This is a genomic window from Paramicrobacterium humi, from assembly GCF_900105715.1.
Lineage (GTDB): Bacteria > Actinomycetota > Actinomycetes > Actinomycetales > Microbacteriaceae > Paramicrobacterium > Paramicrobacterium humi.
In genome coordinates, this window is sequence record NZ_FNRY01000002.1 from 214,295 (window position 1) to 229,800 (window position 15,506).

General features: G+C 67.6%; 17 protein-coding genes. 15 read left to right on the plus strand and 2 right to left on the minus strand.

Annotation, left to right across the window (positions count from 1 at the left end):
- Positions 1 to 11: 11 nt before the first annotated feature.
- From BLV49_RS16210 to BLV49_RS16225, 4 genes are read left to right on the plus strand one after another with little or no spacing between them, the layout of a single operon-like run.
- On the plus strand, positions 12 to 377 hold the full coding sequence (locus BLV49_RS16210) for a YraN family protein (RefSeq protein WP_091187870.1): 366 nt from the start codon (positions 12 to 14) through the stop codon (positions 375 to 377).
- Positions 377 to 1,909 (plus strand): YifB family Mg chelatase-like AAA ATPase, encoded by a 1,533-nt coding sequence (locus BLV49_RS16215; protein WP_091187872.1) that lies wholly within the window; start codon positions 377 to 379, stop codon positions 1,907 to 1,909. Before BLV49_RS16210 ends, BLV49_RS16215 begins: the two co-directional genes overlap by 1 nt.
- A complete protein-coding gene (gene dprA / locus BLV49_RS16220) occupies positions 1,903 to 3,102 on the plus strand; it encodes a DNA-processing protein DprA (protein ID WP_091187874.1) in 1,200 nt (399 codons plus the stop codon). Before BLV49_RS16215 ends, dprA begins: the two co-directional genes overlap by 7 nt.
- Positions 3,103 to 3,153: 51 nt before the next feature.
- A complete protein-coding gene (locus BLV49_RS16225) occupies positions 3,154 to 4,071 on the plus strand; it encodes a tyrosine recombinase XerC (RefSeq protein WP_091187876.1) in 918 nt (305 codons plus the stop codon).
- 37 nt (positions 4,072 to 4,108) lie between these two features.
- Here the strand turns inward: BLV49_RS16225 and BLV49_RS16230 are convergent, their stop codons facing one another.
- Complete coding sequence (locus tag BLV49_RS16230) at positions 4,109 to 4,588, minus strand: murein hydrolase activator EnvC family protein (protein ID WP_245723744.1); 480 nt, start codon at positions 4,586 to 4,588, stop codon at positions 4,109 to 4,111.
- Between the two features lie 355 nt (positions 4,589 to 4,943).
- Here BLV49_RS16230 and rpsB point away from each other — a divergent pair, with 355 nt between their 5' ends.
- The 9 genes from rpsB to BLV49_RS16275 all read left to right on the plus strand — a co-directional run bounded on the left by rpsB (position 4,944) and on the right by BLV49_RS16275 (position 11,468).
- Positions 4,944 to 5,819, plus strand: coding sequence for a 30S ribosomal protein S2 (gene rpsB / locus BLV49_RS16235; RefSeq protein WP_091187879.1), 876 nt, complete (start codon positions 4,944 to 4,946; stop codon positions 5,817 to 5,819).
- Positions 5,820 to 5,845: 26 nt separating this feature from the next.
- Positions 5,846 to 6,673: a translation elongation factor Ts gene (gene tsf, locus BLV49_RS16240; RefSeq protein ID WP_091187882.1), complete on the plus strand. Its 828-nt coding sequence runs from the start codon at positions 5,846 to 5,848 to the stop codon at positions 6,671 to 6,673.
- A 113-nt stretch (positions 6,674 to 6,786) separates the two neighbouring features.
- A complete protein-coding gene (pyrH, locus tag BLV49_RS16245) occupies positions 6,787 to 7,497 on the plus strand; it encodes a UMP kinase (RefSeq protein ID WP_091187885.1) in 711 nt (236 codons plus the stop codon).
- A gap of 35 nt (positions 7,498 to 7,532) precedes the next feature.
- Positions 7,533 to 8,087: a ribosome recycling factor gene (frr, locus tag BLV49_RS16250; RefSeq protein ID WP_091188073.1), complete on the plus strand. Its 555-nt coding sequence runs from the start codon at positions 7,533 to 7,535 to the stop codon at positions 8,085 to 8,087.
- Positions 8,088 to 8,129: 42 nt separating this feature from the next.
- The gene (locus BLV49_RS16255; protein ID WP_245723745.1) at positions 8,130 to 9,110 is read left to right on the plus strand and encodes a phosphatidate cytidylyltransferase; all 981 of its coding nucleotides are present in this window, start codon (positions 8,130 to 8,132) and stop codon (positions 9,108 to 9,110) included.
- 36 nt (positions 9,111 to 9,146) lie between these two features.
- Positions 9,147 to 9,689, plus strand: coding sequence for a DivIVA domain-containing protein (locus tag BLV49_RS16260; RefSeq protein ID WP_091187889.1), 543 nt, complete (start codon positions 9,147 to 9,149; stop codon positions 9,687 to 9,689).
- Between the two features lie 56 nt (positions 9,690 to 9,745).
- The gene (locus BLV49_RS16265; RefSeq protein WP_245723746.1) at positions 9,746 to 10,414 is read left to right on the plus strand and encodes an aggregation-promoting factor C-terminal-like domain-containing protein; all 669 of its coding nucleotides are present in this window, start codon (positions 9,746 to 9,748) and stop codon (positions 10,412 to 10,414) included.
- A gap of 29 nt (positions 10,415 to 10,443) precedes the next feature.
- Positions 10,444 to 10,740 (plus strand): Rv1322 family protein, encoded by a 297-nt coding sequence (locus BLV49_RS16270; protein WP_091187891.1) that lies wholly within the window; start codon positions 10,444 to 10,446, stop codon positions 10,738 to 10,740.
- A complete protein-coding gene (locus BLV49_RS16275; RefSeq protein ID WP_091187893.1) occupies positions 10,737 to 11,468 on the plus strand; it encodes an alpha/beta hydrolase in 732 nt (243 codons plus the stop codon). Before BLV49_RS16270 ends, BLV49_RS16275 begins: the two co-directional genes overlap by 4 nt.
- Here BLV49_RS16275 and BLV49_RS16280 read toward each other — a convergent pair.
- Positions 11,465 to 12,517: an AI-2E family transporter gene (locus BLV49_RS16280; protein ID WP_091187895.1), complete on the minus strand. Its 1,053-nt coding sequence runs from the start codon at positions 12,515 to 12,517 to the stop codon at positions 11,465 to 11,467. The two genes, BLV49_RS16275 and BLV49_RS16280, sit on opposite strands and share 4 nt — an antisense overlap.
- A 193-nt stretch (positions 12,518 to 12,710) precedes the next feature.
- Between BLV49_RS16280 and BLV49_RS16285 the strand changes: the two genes are divergently transcribed.
- Together BLV49_RS16285 and BLV49_RS16290 are read left to right on the plus strand one after the other, a co-directional pair.
- Entirely contained in the window at positions 12,711 to 14,546 is a 1,836-nt protein-coding gene (locus BLV49_RS16285) for a DUF8094 domain-containing protein (protein ID WP_091187897.1), read from the plus strand.
- Complete coding sequence (locus BLV49_RS16290) at positions 14,543 to 15,502, plus strand: tetratricopeptide repeat protein (protein ID WP_091187899.1); 960 nt, start codon at positions 14,543 to 14,545, stop codon at positions 15,500 to 15,502. Before BLV49_RS16285 ends, BLV49_RS16290 begins: the two co-directional genes overlap by 4 nt.
- The last annotated feature ends 4 nt before the right edge of the window (positions 15,503 to 15,506 follow it).

Consider the following 15,506-nt stretch of genomic DNA (forward strand, 5'->3'; position numbering starts at 1 on the left):
AGTATGGGGGCATGCAGGCTAGCACAAGCACACGCGAATTCGGCGCCCGCGGGGAGCAGCTCGCCGCCGACTATCTGACCGGCTCGGGCTATGAGATCGTCGAGCGCAACTGGCGCTGCCCGCACGGAGAGATCGACATCATCGCCCGGCGCGGCGACACTGTCGTGTTCGTCGAGGTGAAGACCCGCTCCGGGATCGGCTTCGGCCATCCCTTCGAAGCCGTCACCCGTGACAAAGTGCGCCGCCTCCGTCGTCTCGTCGGCGCCTGGTGCGCCCAGACCGCCCCGCGCCCTCGCCGCATGCGCATCGACGTCATCGGCATCCTCTGGCCACCGGACGGCGAACCCGCTCTCGAGCACTTGAAGCAGGTCGGCTGATGGCCGTCGGACGCACGTGGTCGATCGCGCTCATCGGGCTCGAGGGCTCACTCATCGAGGTGGAGGCCGACATCTCCGCCCAGCTGCCCGCGTTCGTGATCATCGGACTCGGCGATCGTTCGCTTCGCGAGGCGGAGGGACGCGTCAAGCAGGCGGCGACGAATTCCGGATGCCGCCTGTCGCCGCATCACATCACCGTCAACCTCTCGCCGGCGAGCCTGCCGAAATACGGCTCGTCGTTCGACCTGTCGATCGCGCTCGCCTGCCTCGCCGCCGACGGGGTCGTAGATCGCGCGAGCGTCGACCGCGTCGTGCACCTGGGCGAGCTCGGCCTCGACGGGCGGCTGCGCCCCACGCCGGGCATTCTCCCCGCCGTGCTCGCCGCGGCCCGAGCGGGTCGCACGGTCGTCATGGTTCCGAGCGGAAACGTCGAAGAGGCTTCTCTCGTTCCCGGTATTCGTGTGATCGGCGTCGCCTCACTGCGGGACGCCGCGATTCACCACGGTGCGAGCCTCGAGGCGCGAGACGTCACCGCGATCGCGTTGCCGCACGAGTCGTCGCCCGACGTGGACACACTCGACGTCGGCGACATCGTCGGCCAAGCCGATGCCGTCAGCGCGCTGCAGGTCGCAGCGGCCGGCGGCCATCACCTGATGATGCTCGGCCCGCCGGGCGCCGGCAAGACGATGCTCGCCGAACGGCTGCCCGGTCTGCTTCCCGATCTGACCATCGAGGAGGCCCTCGAAGCGACAAGCGTCCGTTCCCTCGCCGGGGAGGCGATCGGCGGCGCGCTGCGGATCAGGCCGTCCTTCGAAGCGCCCCACCACACGGCGACCGCCGCTGCGATCATCGGCGGAGGGAGTGGGACGATCCGCCCCGGAGCGGCGGCCCGTTCCGCGCACGGCGTGTTGTTCCTCGACGAGGCGCCGGAGTTTCCGCGCACGGTGCTCGACGCGTTGCGCCAGCCTCTCGAAGACAGGACGATCACGATCCATCGAGCGAACGCCGTCGCGCGCTTCCCGGGCCGCTTCCAGCTGGTACTCGCGGCGAATCCGTGCCCATGCGGGCACTACGGCTCGCTCGATGGCACGTGCACGTGTCCGCCGACAGCGATCCGACGCTACTTCGGCCGGCTGTCGGGCCCCCTTCTCGACCGCGTCGACATCCAGCTGTCCATCCCTCGAGTGTCCACGGCTCAGCTGCGCTCCTCAGCGCGCGACTCCCGTCCGACGAGCACCGAACTGCGAGAGCAGGTCATCAACGCTCGAGACCGGGCGCGAGAGAGGCTGCAGGGAACACCGTGGACCAGAAACGCGGACGTCCCCGGCTCCTGGCTGCGCTCCGCCGGAGCCCCGGCGTCCGGCGCGACGACCGTTATCGACCGTGCTCTTGAACGCGGTGGGCTGACCATGCGCGGCTACGACCGGGTGCTCCGTCTCGCGTGGACCGTCAGTGACCTCGACGGAGCCGCCCGCCCCGACGCCGGCCACGTTGGCCGGGCGCTGTTTCTGAGAAAGGGAATGACATGGTGAACACTCCGCTCTCCACCGATTGGGCCCAACCGAGCGATATCCGCCAGCGCGAGGCCGATCGGGACGCGCGAGCATTCTGGCTCTGCGTCGCCGAGCCAGGCGATTCAGCGGCGTACGGGCTCATCGCTGCGCTCGGCCCGCAGCACGCTCTGGAGCTCATCTGCTCCGGTACCTCGGCTGAGAAGATCGTCGAGGAGGTTCTCGCGACGGTGGACGCCGACGCGATCTACGTTTCCGACCTCACCCGGACGATCGGGGCGGCGCTTGACCGCTGGAGCCCTCGAGCGAACGAGACCGCATACGAGCGAGCAGCGCTCGCCGCGAAGCGCGCGGGAGCGCGCCTCGTGATCCCCGGTGACGACGAATGGCCCGCGGCCGTCGACGATCTCGGCGAACATGCTCCGCTCGGACTGTGGATGCTGGGGGAGAACTCCGCGCTGACCGCACCGGCAGTCGCCGTGGTCGGTTCGCGAGCTGCCACCGGCTACGGGGAACACGTGACGATGGAGATCGCGGGAGGCCTTGCCGGTCGCGGCTTCACGGTCGTCTCCGGCGCGGCGTACGGAATCGACGGCGCGGCGCATCGGGCCGCCTTGGGGGTCGGCGGCTCGACCGTCGCTTTCCTCGCCGGAGGAGTCGATCGTCCTTATCCGCAAGGTCATTCGGAACTTCTCGACGCGATTCGCCGTACGGGAACTGTGGTGAGTGAGATGCCGTGCGGTGGTCAGCCGACAAAATGGCGGTTCCTCCAGCGGAATCGACTGATCGCCGCGGTCGCGAGCGCGACGATCGTCGTCGAGGCCGGCTGGCGGAGCGGCTCGCTCAACACGGCGGCGCATGCTTCGAGCCTCGGACGCGCGCTCGGCGCCGTTCCCGGTCCCGTCACAAGCCCCGCGTCGGTGGGATGCCACCGACTGATCCGCGAATACGATGCGATCTGCGTCACAGACGCAGACGACGTCGCGGAGCTCGCCGGTTTCGCGGCGCACGAGCACAGCAGCGCGGCGCTTCGCGACCCCGACGAGACGCGAGTGCTTGACGCGCTCAGCTCTCGACGCGCACGCGCGACCAGCGACATCGCCCAACGCAGCGGCCTGCCGATCGAACGCGTCAGGGGAGTGCTCGGCATCCTCGACGTGCTCGGGGAGGCGCGCGAATCGCCCGAGGGGTGGATGTCGGTTCCGATCCGCTGATCGTCGGAGCGCCGTGGCGTCCCCGCGCACGGCGCACGGGAAGCTGGGTTCATGGAATTGCGGGCGTCGATCGATGACTTCATCGACATGCTGCGAGTCGAGCGACAGTACTCTCCGGAGACCATTCGCGCCTACGCAGCGGACTTGCGCGCGTTCGAACAGTGGGCGCGGACCCGCGACGTCGACGACACGCGCTCCCTCGATCTTGAGTGCTTTCGCGATTGGCTCTGGCAGCAGTCGAAGGATGGACTCGCGCAAGCCACCCTGGCGCGGCGCTCCGCGACAGCGCGCAGCTGGTCGACCTGGCTGCAGCGCGAGGGCATGACGGAAGCGGACTCTGCGGCCAGGCTGCGCTCGCCGAAGACGAAGCGGCACCTGCCGAAGGTCGTGGCACAGCAGGCAATGACGGAGCTGCTTGACCGCATGCACGAGCACGCCGCGAGCGGCGACCCGATCGCCGTGCGCGACGTCGCCATCGTGGAGCTGCTGTATGCCGCGGGCCTGCGCGTCTCCGAACTGTGCGGGCTCGACCTCGACGACATCGATCTCGACCGGCTCACCGCCCGCGTCACGGGGAAGGGATCGAAGCAGCGCGTCGTGCCATTCGGAGTGCCTGCTCACGCGGCGATCGTGGACTACGTGCGAGATGCACGGCCGGTCCTCCTCGCCCGAAGCGCGGTGCCGAGTGACCATTCCGCGGTATTCTTCGGCGCTCGCGGACGACGCCTCGGCAGCCGATCCGCGTATGCCGTCATCTCGCGCGCCCTATCGACGGTGCCGGCCGCGGGCGGCCAGGGACCCCACACCCTGCGGCATTCCGCCGCGACGCACTTGCTCGATGGCGGCGCGGACCTGCGGGCCGTCCAGGAGATGCTCGGACACGCGAGCCTCGGCACGACGCAGATCTACACGCACGTGTCGACCGAGAGGCTGCGCGAGAGCTATCGTCTCGCCCATCCGCGCGCCTAGCCTGACCCGCCCGTCGTCGCTTCCCGGGAGGGAACAGTCAGCCCATCGGGAGGAGCACAGCCCGCGGGACCCCGCCTAAGAAGAGCAGCGGGTTCACATACGCGCCATCAATGCGGACGCCGACGTGCACGCAGCCGGCTCCGCAATGGGGACCATCGACAACTGTCCCGACAACCTCACCCCGTTCCACAGGGTCGCCCACTGCGACCGTCGCATCGACGGCCTCGTAGCTGCTCAGCACGCCGTTGGCGTGCTCGATCGTGAGGACCGGCCGATTCACGACGATGCCCGCGAAGCGAACGACGCCGTTCGCCGGCGCCTTCAGCTCGTCCCCGGATCGCGCGCGCACGTCGATCCCGCGGTGGCCCGGCCCGTACGGGGACGCGGGCGCCTCAAAATCTCGATCGATCGCACGAGCATGCTCGACGGGCCACGCCCAGGAACCGTACGCGTCATCGCTCGCTGCGCGCGCGGCGGCCGCGGGCGCATCCGCGAGAATGAGGGTGACGGCGAGCACAAGGGCGAATAACGCCGCGCACGCACGCGCGCCTCTCGCCCTCCCGCGGAACCGACTGCTCGCCCTCATGCCGATATCGTCGCCCACCTCCGTCGCGGTCGTCGCCCGTTCGGCCGATCGGTGGAGGGCGCTGAGCGGGCGAGGGGTGTGGGGGAGAAGCCCTGAATCGGAATGCTAAGATATCCGGAGCATCCCGTGTGTCGGGATGACTACGCGTGCCCATTCGGCCTCCACACCCACCGGTCTTCGCTCGCCAGAGCGTCGCAGGCGTGCGCCGGGCACCAGGAGCGTCGATCAGATGATCGACGCTGATAACCGCGGGTGTCTCGCGACACCAGAAAAGGAGAAACGGCTCATGGCCGTCGTTACCATCCGCCAGCTGCTCGACAGCGGCGTGCACTTCGGGCACCAGACCCGCCGTTGGAACCCGAAGATGAAGCGCTTCATCTTCACCGAGCGTTCCGGCATCTACATCATCGACCTGCAGCAGTCGCTCGCGTACATCGACCGCGCGTACGACTTCGTCAAGGAGACGGTCGCCCACGGCGGCACCATCCTCTTCGTCGGCACCAAGAAGCAGGCTCAGGAGTCCATCGCCGAGCAGGCGACGCGTGTCGGCCAGCCGTACGTGAACGAGCGCTGGCTCGGCGGTCTGCTGACCAACTTCCAGACGGTCTCGAAGCGCCTCGCTCGCATGAAGGAGCTCGAGGAGCTGGACTTCGAGGACTCCTCGAAGTCGGGCTTCACCAAGAAGGAGCTCCTGATCAAGAAGCGCGAGCTCGACAAGCTGCACAAGTCGCTCGGCGGCATCCGCAACCTGACGAAGACTCCGTCGGCGCTCTGGGTCGTCGACACCAAGAAGGAGCACCTCGCGATCGACGAGGCCAAGAAGCTCGGCATCCCCGTCGTCGCGATCCTCGACACCAACTGCGACCCCGACGAGGTCACGTACCCGATCCCGGGCAACGACGACGCCATCCGCTCCGTGAGCCTGCTCACGCGCATCGTCGCGGACGCCGCTGCTGAGGGCCTCATCCAGCGTCACCAGAAGCCTGAGGAAGGCGCCGAGCAGGCCGAGCCGCTCGCCGAGTGGGAGCAGGAGCTCCTCGCAGCCGGCGAGAAGGACGACGCTTCGGCTGAGAAGGCACCGGCTCCCGCCGAGGCCGAGACGACGGATGCTGCCGAGACCGAGGCCCCGGCCGAGGCACCCGCAGCAGACGACGCCAAGTAATCTTCGACCCAAGGAGTTCCACAACAATGGCAAACTTCAGCATTGCCGACCTGAAGGCGCTGCGTGAGCAGCTCGGCACGGGCATGGCCGACACCAAGGCCGCCCTCGTCGAGGCTGACGGCGACGTCGAGAAGGCAACAGAGATTCTGCGTCTCAAGGGCGCGAAGGGCAACGCCAAGCGCGCTGACCGCTCCACGAGCGAGGGCCTCGTGGTCTCTCGCGAGGGCGACGGCCGCGCCGTGCTCATCGAGCTCGCGTGCGAGACCGACTTCGTCGCGAAGAACGAGAAGTTCATCGCTCTCGCCGACAAGGTCGCCGACGCGGCGTTCGCTGCGAGCGCCGGCAGCGTCGAGGAGGCCCTCGCGGCATCCGTCGGCGACGAGACGGTCGGCGACGCGATCAGCAACCAGGCTGCGACCATCGGTGAGAAGCTCGAGCTGCGCCGCGTCGCAAAGCTCGAGGGCGAGAACTTCGCCATCTACCTGCACCGCACGTCGAAGGACCTGCCGCCGCAGATCGGCGTCGTCGTCGCCTACACGGGTGACGACGCCGAGACGGCGCGTGCGATCGCCCAGCACATCGCCATGTTCGACCCGTCGTACCTGAACGTCGAGGACGTTCCGGAGGACATCGTGCAGAAGGAGCGTGACATCGTCACCGAGATCTCGCGCAACGAGGGCAAGCCCGAGGCTGCTCTGCCGAAGATCATCGAAGGCCGTGTCGGCGCGTTCCTCAAGCAGGTCGTGCTCGTTGAGCAGTCCTACGCTCGCGACAACAAGGTTCAGGTCAAGAAGGTCCTTGCGGACGCTGGCCTCACCGTCACCGGCTTCGCCCGGATCAAGGTCGGCGCGTAGCCACGTGCATGAGCCCGGGTCGCGGTTTCCGTGACCCGGGCTCTGCTGTGTGCGCGAGATGCGCGCACCCGCTAGTTTGAATGAGGAAGTCGACCGGAAGGATGCCACGAGACATGTCGGAGAAGAAGCGCAGGGTCCTGCTCAAGCTGTCGGGAGAGGCCTTCGGCGGCGGCCAGCTCGGCGTCAACCCTGACGTCGTGAGCAACATCGCCCGCGAGATCGCGGCAGCCGCGGCGGACGTCGAGATCGCGATCGTCGTCGGCGGCGGCAACTTCTTCCGTGGAGCCCAGCTCTCTGAACGCGGAATGGAGCGCGGCCGCGCCGACTACATGGGCATGCTCGGCACGGTCATGAACGCTCTCGCCCTCCAGGACTTCCTCGAGCAGGCCGGCGCGACCACGCGCGTGCAGTCCGCCATCGAGATGACCCAGGTCGCCGAGCCGTACATCCCGCGGCGCGCCGAGCGACACCTCGAGAAGGGACGCGTCGTCATCTTCGGCGCCGGCGCGGGACTGCCGTACTTCTCCACCGACACGGTGTCCGCCCAGCGTGCTCTCGAGATCGAGGCGGATGTCGTCCTCGTCGCGAAGAACGGCGTCGACGGCGTCTACACCGCGGATCCGCGCCTTGACCCCACGGCGACCCGGATCGACCGGATCACCTATCAGGACGCGCTCCAGCGCGGACTGAAAGTCGTCGATTCGACGGCGTTCAGCCTGTGCATGGACAACCACATGCCCATGCAGGTCTTCGGAATGGAGCCGGCGGGAAACGTCACGAAGGCGCTCCGCGGCAGTGAAATCGGAACGTACGTCAGCAACTAGACTGGGTGAAGCCCACCGACCAGAAGGAGCAAGGCGTGATCGCGGAAGTGTTGAGCGAGACTTCGACGAAGATGGACAAGGCCGTTGACGTGGCGAAGGAGGACTTCGCATCCGTGAGGACGGGACGGGCGAACCCGCAGCTGTTCCAGCGCATTCTCGTGGACTACTACGGAACGCCGACTCCGCTCGCGCAGCTTGCCTCTCTCAACAACACCGAGGCGCGTTCGATCGTGATCACGCCCTACGACAAGTCCGCGCTCAAGGACATCGAGCAGGCGATCCGCGATACCCCGAACCTCGGTGCGAACCCCACGAACGACGGGAACCTCATCCGTGTGACGATGCCCGAACTCACTCAGGAACGCCGCAAGGAATACGTCAAGCTCGTTCGAACGAAGGGTGAGGACGCGAAGGTCGCCATCCGGAACATCCGACGCCGTGCGAAGGATGACCTCGACGCGCTCAAGAGCGAAGTGGGCGACGACGAGGTCTCGCGCGCGGAAAAGGAACTCGAGCAAGTGACGAAGGCGCACACCGACGCTGTCGATGACGCGCTGAAGCGCAAAGAGGCAGAACTCCTCGAGGTGTGATCGTCGTGCCTGTGAATGCCGCTGTCGTGTCAGGGGGCGCGCGTGGCACGAGATGACGCTCCGCAACCGAAGCGCAGCGCCGCCCGACGCAAGCGCGAGGAGCTGCACGCGCAGATCCGCTCGACGCGCGAGGACATCGAACGGCAAGTGCGAGACCAGCGCGAGCGCATCGACCAGGTAAACGAGCGCATCACGGCGCGAACAGGACGCAATCTCGTCCTCGCGATCGGGATCGGCGTCTTCCTCGGCGTCGTGCTCGTCGTGAGCCTCATCTTCGTCAAGATCCTGTTCGCGCTGTTCGCGACGATCCTCGTCGGCTTCACCGCGTTCGAGCTCGTGAGCGCGCTCCGGCGCGTCGGCCGCGTCGTCGACGTGATTCCCGCGGTGGTCTCGGCCGTCGCGATCGTCGGCACGTCGTACTTCTTCGACGCCCCGACCCGAGGCGTCGTCCTCATCGCCGGCGTCGTGCTCGTCGTCGTGTGGCGGCTCATCACCGAGATGGCGTCGCACGCGAAACGCGGCCTCCGCGAGGTCATCAGCGATCTCGCGACAGTCGTGTTCATCCAGCTGTATGTCGCCTGGTTCGCGAGCTTCGCCGTCGTTCTCGTCGCGCAGCCGCAGGGGGAGTGGTGGGCCCTCGCCTTCATCATCCTCGTGGCGAGCGCCGACGTGGGCGCGTATGCGCTCGGGCTGAGTTTCGGGAAGCACCCGATGGCACCGCTCATCAGCCCCAACAAGACGTGGGAGGGCTTCATCGGCGCGGCCGCGTGCAGCGTCATCGCCGGCGTGCTCCTCGCCCTCTTCATGATCCACCAGCCGTGGTGGCTCGGAGTCATCATCGGTCTGCTCATCCTCGGCAGCGCGACCGTGGGCGACCTCACCGAGTCGATGATCAAGCGCGATATGGGGATCAAGGACATGAGCTCATGGCTCCCCGGCCACGGAGGCTTCCTCGACCGGCTCGATTCGATCCTGCCGTCGGCCGTCGTCATGTTCGCCGTGTACTCCATCGTCGTCCCCTGAGTCGCGATTCCCCGTCCGCTGGGACACAATAGGACGGTGGCAAGCCAATTCCCCCTCGTGAAGCACGGCAAGGGCTACGACCGCGACGAGGTCGACGCCTTCCTCGACCGCGCACGCGTCGCGTATGACGGCGACGACTCCGCGGGCATCGACGCGCACAGCATCCGCATGACGGCCTTCGGAATGAAGCGCGGCGGCTATTCACCGAGCCATGTGGATGCTGCGCTCGAACGTCTCGAAGACGCATTCTTCGCGCGCGAGCGCAGCAGGACGCTCGCGAAGGGCGAGCGCTCCACCTGGCTCGCCGAGGCCACCGAGACCGCGCAGGTCATCCTCAACCGGCTGGCGAGGCCAAAGGGCGAGCGCTTCCGCCGCGTGCCATTCCTCGCGCAGGGCTACAAGCGCTCCGACGTCGACGCTTTCGCCGACAAGGCGACCCGCTACTTCACCGAGGGCAAGTCGCTGAGCATCGAGCGCGTGCGGACGACGACGTTCGCGAGCGAGCGCGGGGGATACGACGAGGCGCAGGTCGACGTCGTCCTCGACAGCATCGTCGACGTCATGCTCGCCGTCCGGTGACCCGCCCATCGAAGACTGGAACTGTTTGTCGAACGTAAGGTAACATCGTCGTTATCGTGGGAAAGCATGTCGCCAAAATCACGCCCGCAATCCGAGAGGAACGGGGGCCCCGCCAGCGACCCCGAACCCGCCGCACGCTCGTGCTCGGACTCTTCTCCTTCCTCGCCGCATTCGGCTTCATCGCCGTGAACGTCGTCGACCCGTACTCGGGCGCGACGGCGTCGCCGTACTTCCAGATGGCCACGACCGAGCAGGGTGCCGCGCAGAGCATGGTCGTCGCGGGGTCGTACGAGACCGCGGTCGCCCGCGACGGGTACGACGCCTACGTCAAGGAGAAGCCGAAGCCCAAGCCCAAGCCGGTCGAGAAGACGACAACGCGCAGCTCCGGCTCTTCGGCCGCACCGGTGGCGGGAACTCCGGATCCCGGCTCCGCCAAGGCGATCGCTTACGACATGGTCATGGCCCGCGGTTGGGGAACCGACCAGTACAACTGCCTCGTCTCCTTGTGGCAGCGCGAGTCGGGCTGGAACGTGTACGCCCACAACGGGGGCTCCGGCGCCTACGGCATCCCCCAAGCGCTCCCCGGGAGCAAGATGGCGTCGGCGGGCCCGGACTGGCAGTCCAATCCGGCGACCCAGATCAGCTGGGGCCTCGGCTACATCAGCGGCCGCTACGGCTCGCCGTGCGGCGCATGGAGCCACTCGCAGGCCACGGGCTGGTACTGACCCCCGCGTGCAGCGCGGAGTGGACTCGTATGCCGCGAAGCAACAGGCCCAGGGGGCGACGACGTGCGCCCGCAGCCGAGCCCGATGACCTGAGCCGGCTGCTCTCCGGCTGGAAGCGCACCGAGACCCGTCGCGGGATCGCGTGGAACGTCCAGCCCATCTCCGCCGACCGGGCGCTCAAGGACTACGTCTGTCCCGGCTGCGGCGGCGCTGTCAGCATCGGAACCGCCCACCTCGTCACCTGGCGCGCCGACGGCGTCCTCGGCGAAGCCGCGGACCTGGCCGCTCGCCGACACTGGCACACGCACTGCTGGAGCATCTCATGAGCACCCCGATCCGCGGCGGCATCGTCCTGCCCGCTCACCGTGAAGACATCACTCTGCGCACCGAAGACGGCCTGACCCTCGTCGGGGAACTCGCCCTCCCGGCCGAGACCGAACCGGTGGCGACGCTGCTCACGCTTCACCCGCTGCCGCCCGGCGGCGGGTTCATGGACTCGCACATTCTCAAGAAGGCGGCGGCGCGCCTTCCCGCTCTCGCCGATCTCGCCGTGCTGCGGTTCAACACGCGCGGCACGACCTCGCCGCGCGGCACGAGCGAGGGCAGCTTCGGCGATGGAATCGACGAAGAGGCCGACCTCGCCGCCGCCGTTGATTTCGTCTCCTCTCGCGGCCTGCCGAACGTCTGGCTGCTCGGCTGGTCCTTCGGCACCGAGATCGCGCTGAAGTACGGTCGGCAGCATCCGATCGAGGGCGCCATTCTGCTCTCTCCTCCGCTGCACCGCACGTCCGACGACGAGGTGGCCGCGTGGGCCGGCGACCGCCGACGCCTCGTCATCGTCGTTCCTGAACTCGACGACTATCTGAGACCGGACGAGGCCCGTGAGCGATTCTCCGCCGTGCCCGACGCCACGCTCATTCCCGTGGAGAACGGTCGCCACCTCTGGGTGGGGGAGAACCAGACCCGGCGCGTGCTGACCGAGGTGCTGAACGTCGTGAACCCGGACGCGCTGCCGATGCCGACCGAATGGGACGGCCCCGTGGAGAACGGCTAGAGCTCGTTCTGCCGCGGCACGACCACCTGTTTGATGATCAGCAGGATGGACGCGGCCGTCGGGATGGCGATGAGCGCGCCGAGCAGCCCGAGGAGCGCACCGCCCGCGAGCGCGGCGATGACGACGACGGAGCCGGGAACAGAGACCGCTCGCCGCATGATGTTCGGGCTGATCAGGTACGCCTCGATCTGCATGTAGACCAGGTAGTAGATGCCCGCGACAAGAGCGGTGAACGGCGTCCCGAGGCCGGGGATCAGACACACGAGCGTGATGATGATCGAACCGGACAGCGTGCCGACGAGCGGGATCATCGACGCGATGAACGCGATGACGGCGAGCACGGGCGGGAACGGCGCCTGGATTATCGACAGGAAGATGAACGAAAGGATCCCGTTGCACGCGGCGATGCTCGTCTGTCCGATGACGTAGTGGCCGATCGAGTCCGTGATCTGCTCGCTCAGATCCGCGAAGCGCGCCCGCTTCGTGGCCGGAACCAAGAGGTACATGGCTCGACGCATCGACGGCAGCGACGCCGTGAAGTACAGCGTGAGGATCAGGATGATGAGGGCGCCGAACAGGAACGTTCCGATCGAGATCGCCACATTGAGGATGCCGCTGGAGAGGTTCGACACGTTTCCGGCATCCGTCAGCCACGTCGCCGCGCTGTTGATGATGTCGTCGAACGGGATGAAGGGGAACTGCTGCTCGAGGTACTGGAGCAGCGTCAGGTCACCGATCTGCCGCTGAATCTGCGGAATCAGGGCGACGAGCTTGCCGACCTGGTCGACGATTATCGGCACCACCATCCAGATGATCCCCGCAAACAGCGCAAGAACGCACACCATGACGGTGAGAAGCGCGGCCCAGCGCGGAAAGCTCTTCTTCTCAAGCCAGGACACGATGGGATCGAGTCCGAGAGCGATGAACAGGGCGGCGCCGATGTAGACGAGGATCGTCGAGAGGGACACGACGGAAGTGATGATCAGCAGGCCGACTCCGACGCCGAGTGTGCCGATGAGCCCGACTCGGAACGCGTTCTGGATCTTCACCGAACTCCCCTCATAACCGTGTCCCTCATCTTAGACAGTGCGGGCCGCGATTCCCGGCACTGGCTCGCTGCGCCGCTTAGCGCGTTTTCAGGGTCGTCCGCTAACCTGAATCGTCTGTATCCGTCATCGCCACGCCCAGGACCACGAATGATCGGGCGCCTTGCCCGCCGGCTGTGACGCAGGAGGAAATGTAGTGCGATTCGTTCTGGCCATTGCCGCGTTCGTCGTGGCAGCCGCCATGATCGTCCTCGGTATCGCGCAGCGGACGGTGTTCCTGCCTCCGGCCGCGGTCTCGTACGAGGTCACCGTCAAGGGAGACCTGCCGTACACCGTCATCGACGGTTCGACAATGACGGCGCTTCCCGGGAAACAGTCCGTCACGGCGACCGGGAGCGACACCGTGTTCGTCGGATACGGGCGCACGGCCGACGTGAAGGCCTGGCTCGGCGACGACTCCTACGCCACAGTCAGCTTCAACGCCGACAAGAGCCGGCTCGTGAGCAAGGAGCACGCGGCGAAGGCGGACAAGGATGCCGCCGAGCCGACGCCGAGCGAGACGCCCGCCGCGAACGACGAGGACGGCGGCGACACGTCCCAGAAGGCGGCCGCCGAGGCGGCGAATCCCGCCGGTTCCGACCTGTGGCTCATGGAGAACGTCGAAGACGACGCCGTCATCGCTCCCATGAACATTCCCGACGGCGTGAGCGTGCTCATCGCCTCGGACGGCGCGCACCCCGCGCCCGCCACCCTCAAGCTCACCTGGCCGAGCGACAACTCGACGCCGTGGGCGGGGCCGCTCATCGTCGGCGGCATCCTCATGCTGCTCGTGGGGCTGTGGCTGTACCTGCTCGGCATCAACCATCTGCGGCGCTCGCGCGGTCCACGCCGCAAGGGGATCGAGAGCGGCCCGAAGCGGCGCCGGCTCGGTCGGGGTCGCCCGCAGCCCGCTGCGATAACCGGTTCAAAGCGACGATCTCTCGGGCGGCTCCGCGTCGCCGTGATTCCCGCGCTGCTCGTCGGGGCGATGGGGCTGTCCGGATGTTCGCAAGCGTTCTGGCCCGACCTCACCCCCGACGAGTCGGTGAGCGCCACGCCCACTCCGACGGCGACGGCCGCGGGGGAGCCCGCACCGCAGCCTGCTGTGACCGTGCCGCAGCTCGAGCGGATCATGGCGCGCATCTCCTCAGTCACGACAGAGGCGGACAGTGCTCGCGACAGCGATCTCATCAAGACGCGCTTCGCGGGCGCGGCGCTCGAGGAGCGCCTCGCGAACTACAGCATCCGTGACAAGATCTCCGACTACGGGGCGCCCGCGCCCATCCCACCGGGCCCGTTGTCCATCACGCTGCCCAAGGCGACGGACGCGTGGCCCCGCACGGTCATCGCAATGGTGAAGAGCGATGATGCGGCCGTCGCGCCGACCGTGGTCGTGCTCAAGCAGGCGACGCCGCGGGAGAACTACAAGGTCGAGTACACCCAACGCCTCGAGGCCGACGCGGTCGTTCCTGAGCTCGCGCCCGCGAGCGTCGGCGCGGCGTTCATCCAGCCCGATTCCGCATGGCTGACGATCGCGCCGGACAAGGTCGCAGGCGCGTACGCCGACATCGTCGCGCATGGCGCCGACAGCGAGTTCGCACCGCTGTTCGACACGAGCAACGACACGCTGCTCGCCGCGATCACCGCCGACCGGGAGAAGAAGAAGAAGGACCTGCCCGACACGGCATCGATCAGCTTCGAGGCGAAGGCGGGCTCCGCCGAGCCGCTCTCGCTCGCGACGCTCAATTCGGGCGCGCTCGTCGCCGTCGACATGAACGAGGTCGAGACGGTGAAGCCCAGTCAGAACGGCGCCGTCGTGAAGTTCCCCGGCACCGCGATGGCGGCCCTCGTGGGACTCGACGAGACAGCGAAGGGCGTGCAGACCAGCTATTCTGATCAATTGTTGTTCTACGTCCCGCCGGCGGGATCTGACGAGAAGGCCACTCTTCTCGGGTTCAGCCAGGGACTTGTGAGTGCATCGGAGTTGAAGTGAGCGACATCACACCGGGCGCCGGAATGCGCGGCGCCGTCGACCTGTCCAGCCTGACGACGCCCGCGGCGCAGAACCCCCAGCCTGGTGCAGCCCAGCCCGGCGGCGTTCAGCCCGATGCGCAGGCGCTGACGGTGCCGGCTCTCGTTCTCGACGGCACCGACCAGTCGATCGAGCAGTTCGTCGAACTCTCGATGCAGGTTCCCGTGCTCGTCGACTTGTGGGCCGAGTGGTGCGGTCCGTGCAAGCAGCTCACGCCGATTCTCGAAAAGGTCGTCGGCGAGTTCGGCGGCCGCATCGTTCTCATGAAGGTCGACGTCGACACGAACCCGCAACTGGCCCGCGTGTTCCAGGCCCAGTCGATCCCGACCGTCGGCATGCTTCTCGCCGGCCGACCCATGCAGGTGTTCCAGGGGGCGGTGCCCGAGGCGCAAGTGCGTCAGGTGCTCGAGCAGGTGCTTGAGATCGCCAAGCAGAATGGTGTGACCGGCACGGTGCAGGTCGAAGGCGCCCCGGAAGCCGCGACGGAGGCTCCCGCCGAGCCGCCGCTTCCGCCGCTGCATCAGGAGGCGCTCGAAGCGATCGAGCGTGGTGACTACGACGCCGCCGTGCACGCCTACGACACGGCCATCGCTCAAAACCCGAAAGACGACGAGGCGCGCGCCGGACGCGCGCAGGTGCGACTGCTCGTACGCCTCGGCGGTCAGACCCTCGACGAGATCCGCTCCCGTGCGGCGGCGGAGCCCGGCGACGTTGACGCGCAGCTCGCCGTCGCCGACCTTGACGTGTCCGGCGGTCACATTGACGACGGCTTCGACCGGCTGCTCACGCTGTACCCCTCGCTCGACGACGACGCGCAGAACCGCGTGCGGGAACGGCTCCTCGAACTGTTCCAGGTGGTGGGGGAGGATCCGCGTGTGACGAAGGCACGGGGACGCCTCGCGAATCTGCTCTTCTAGAGCG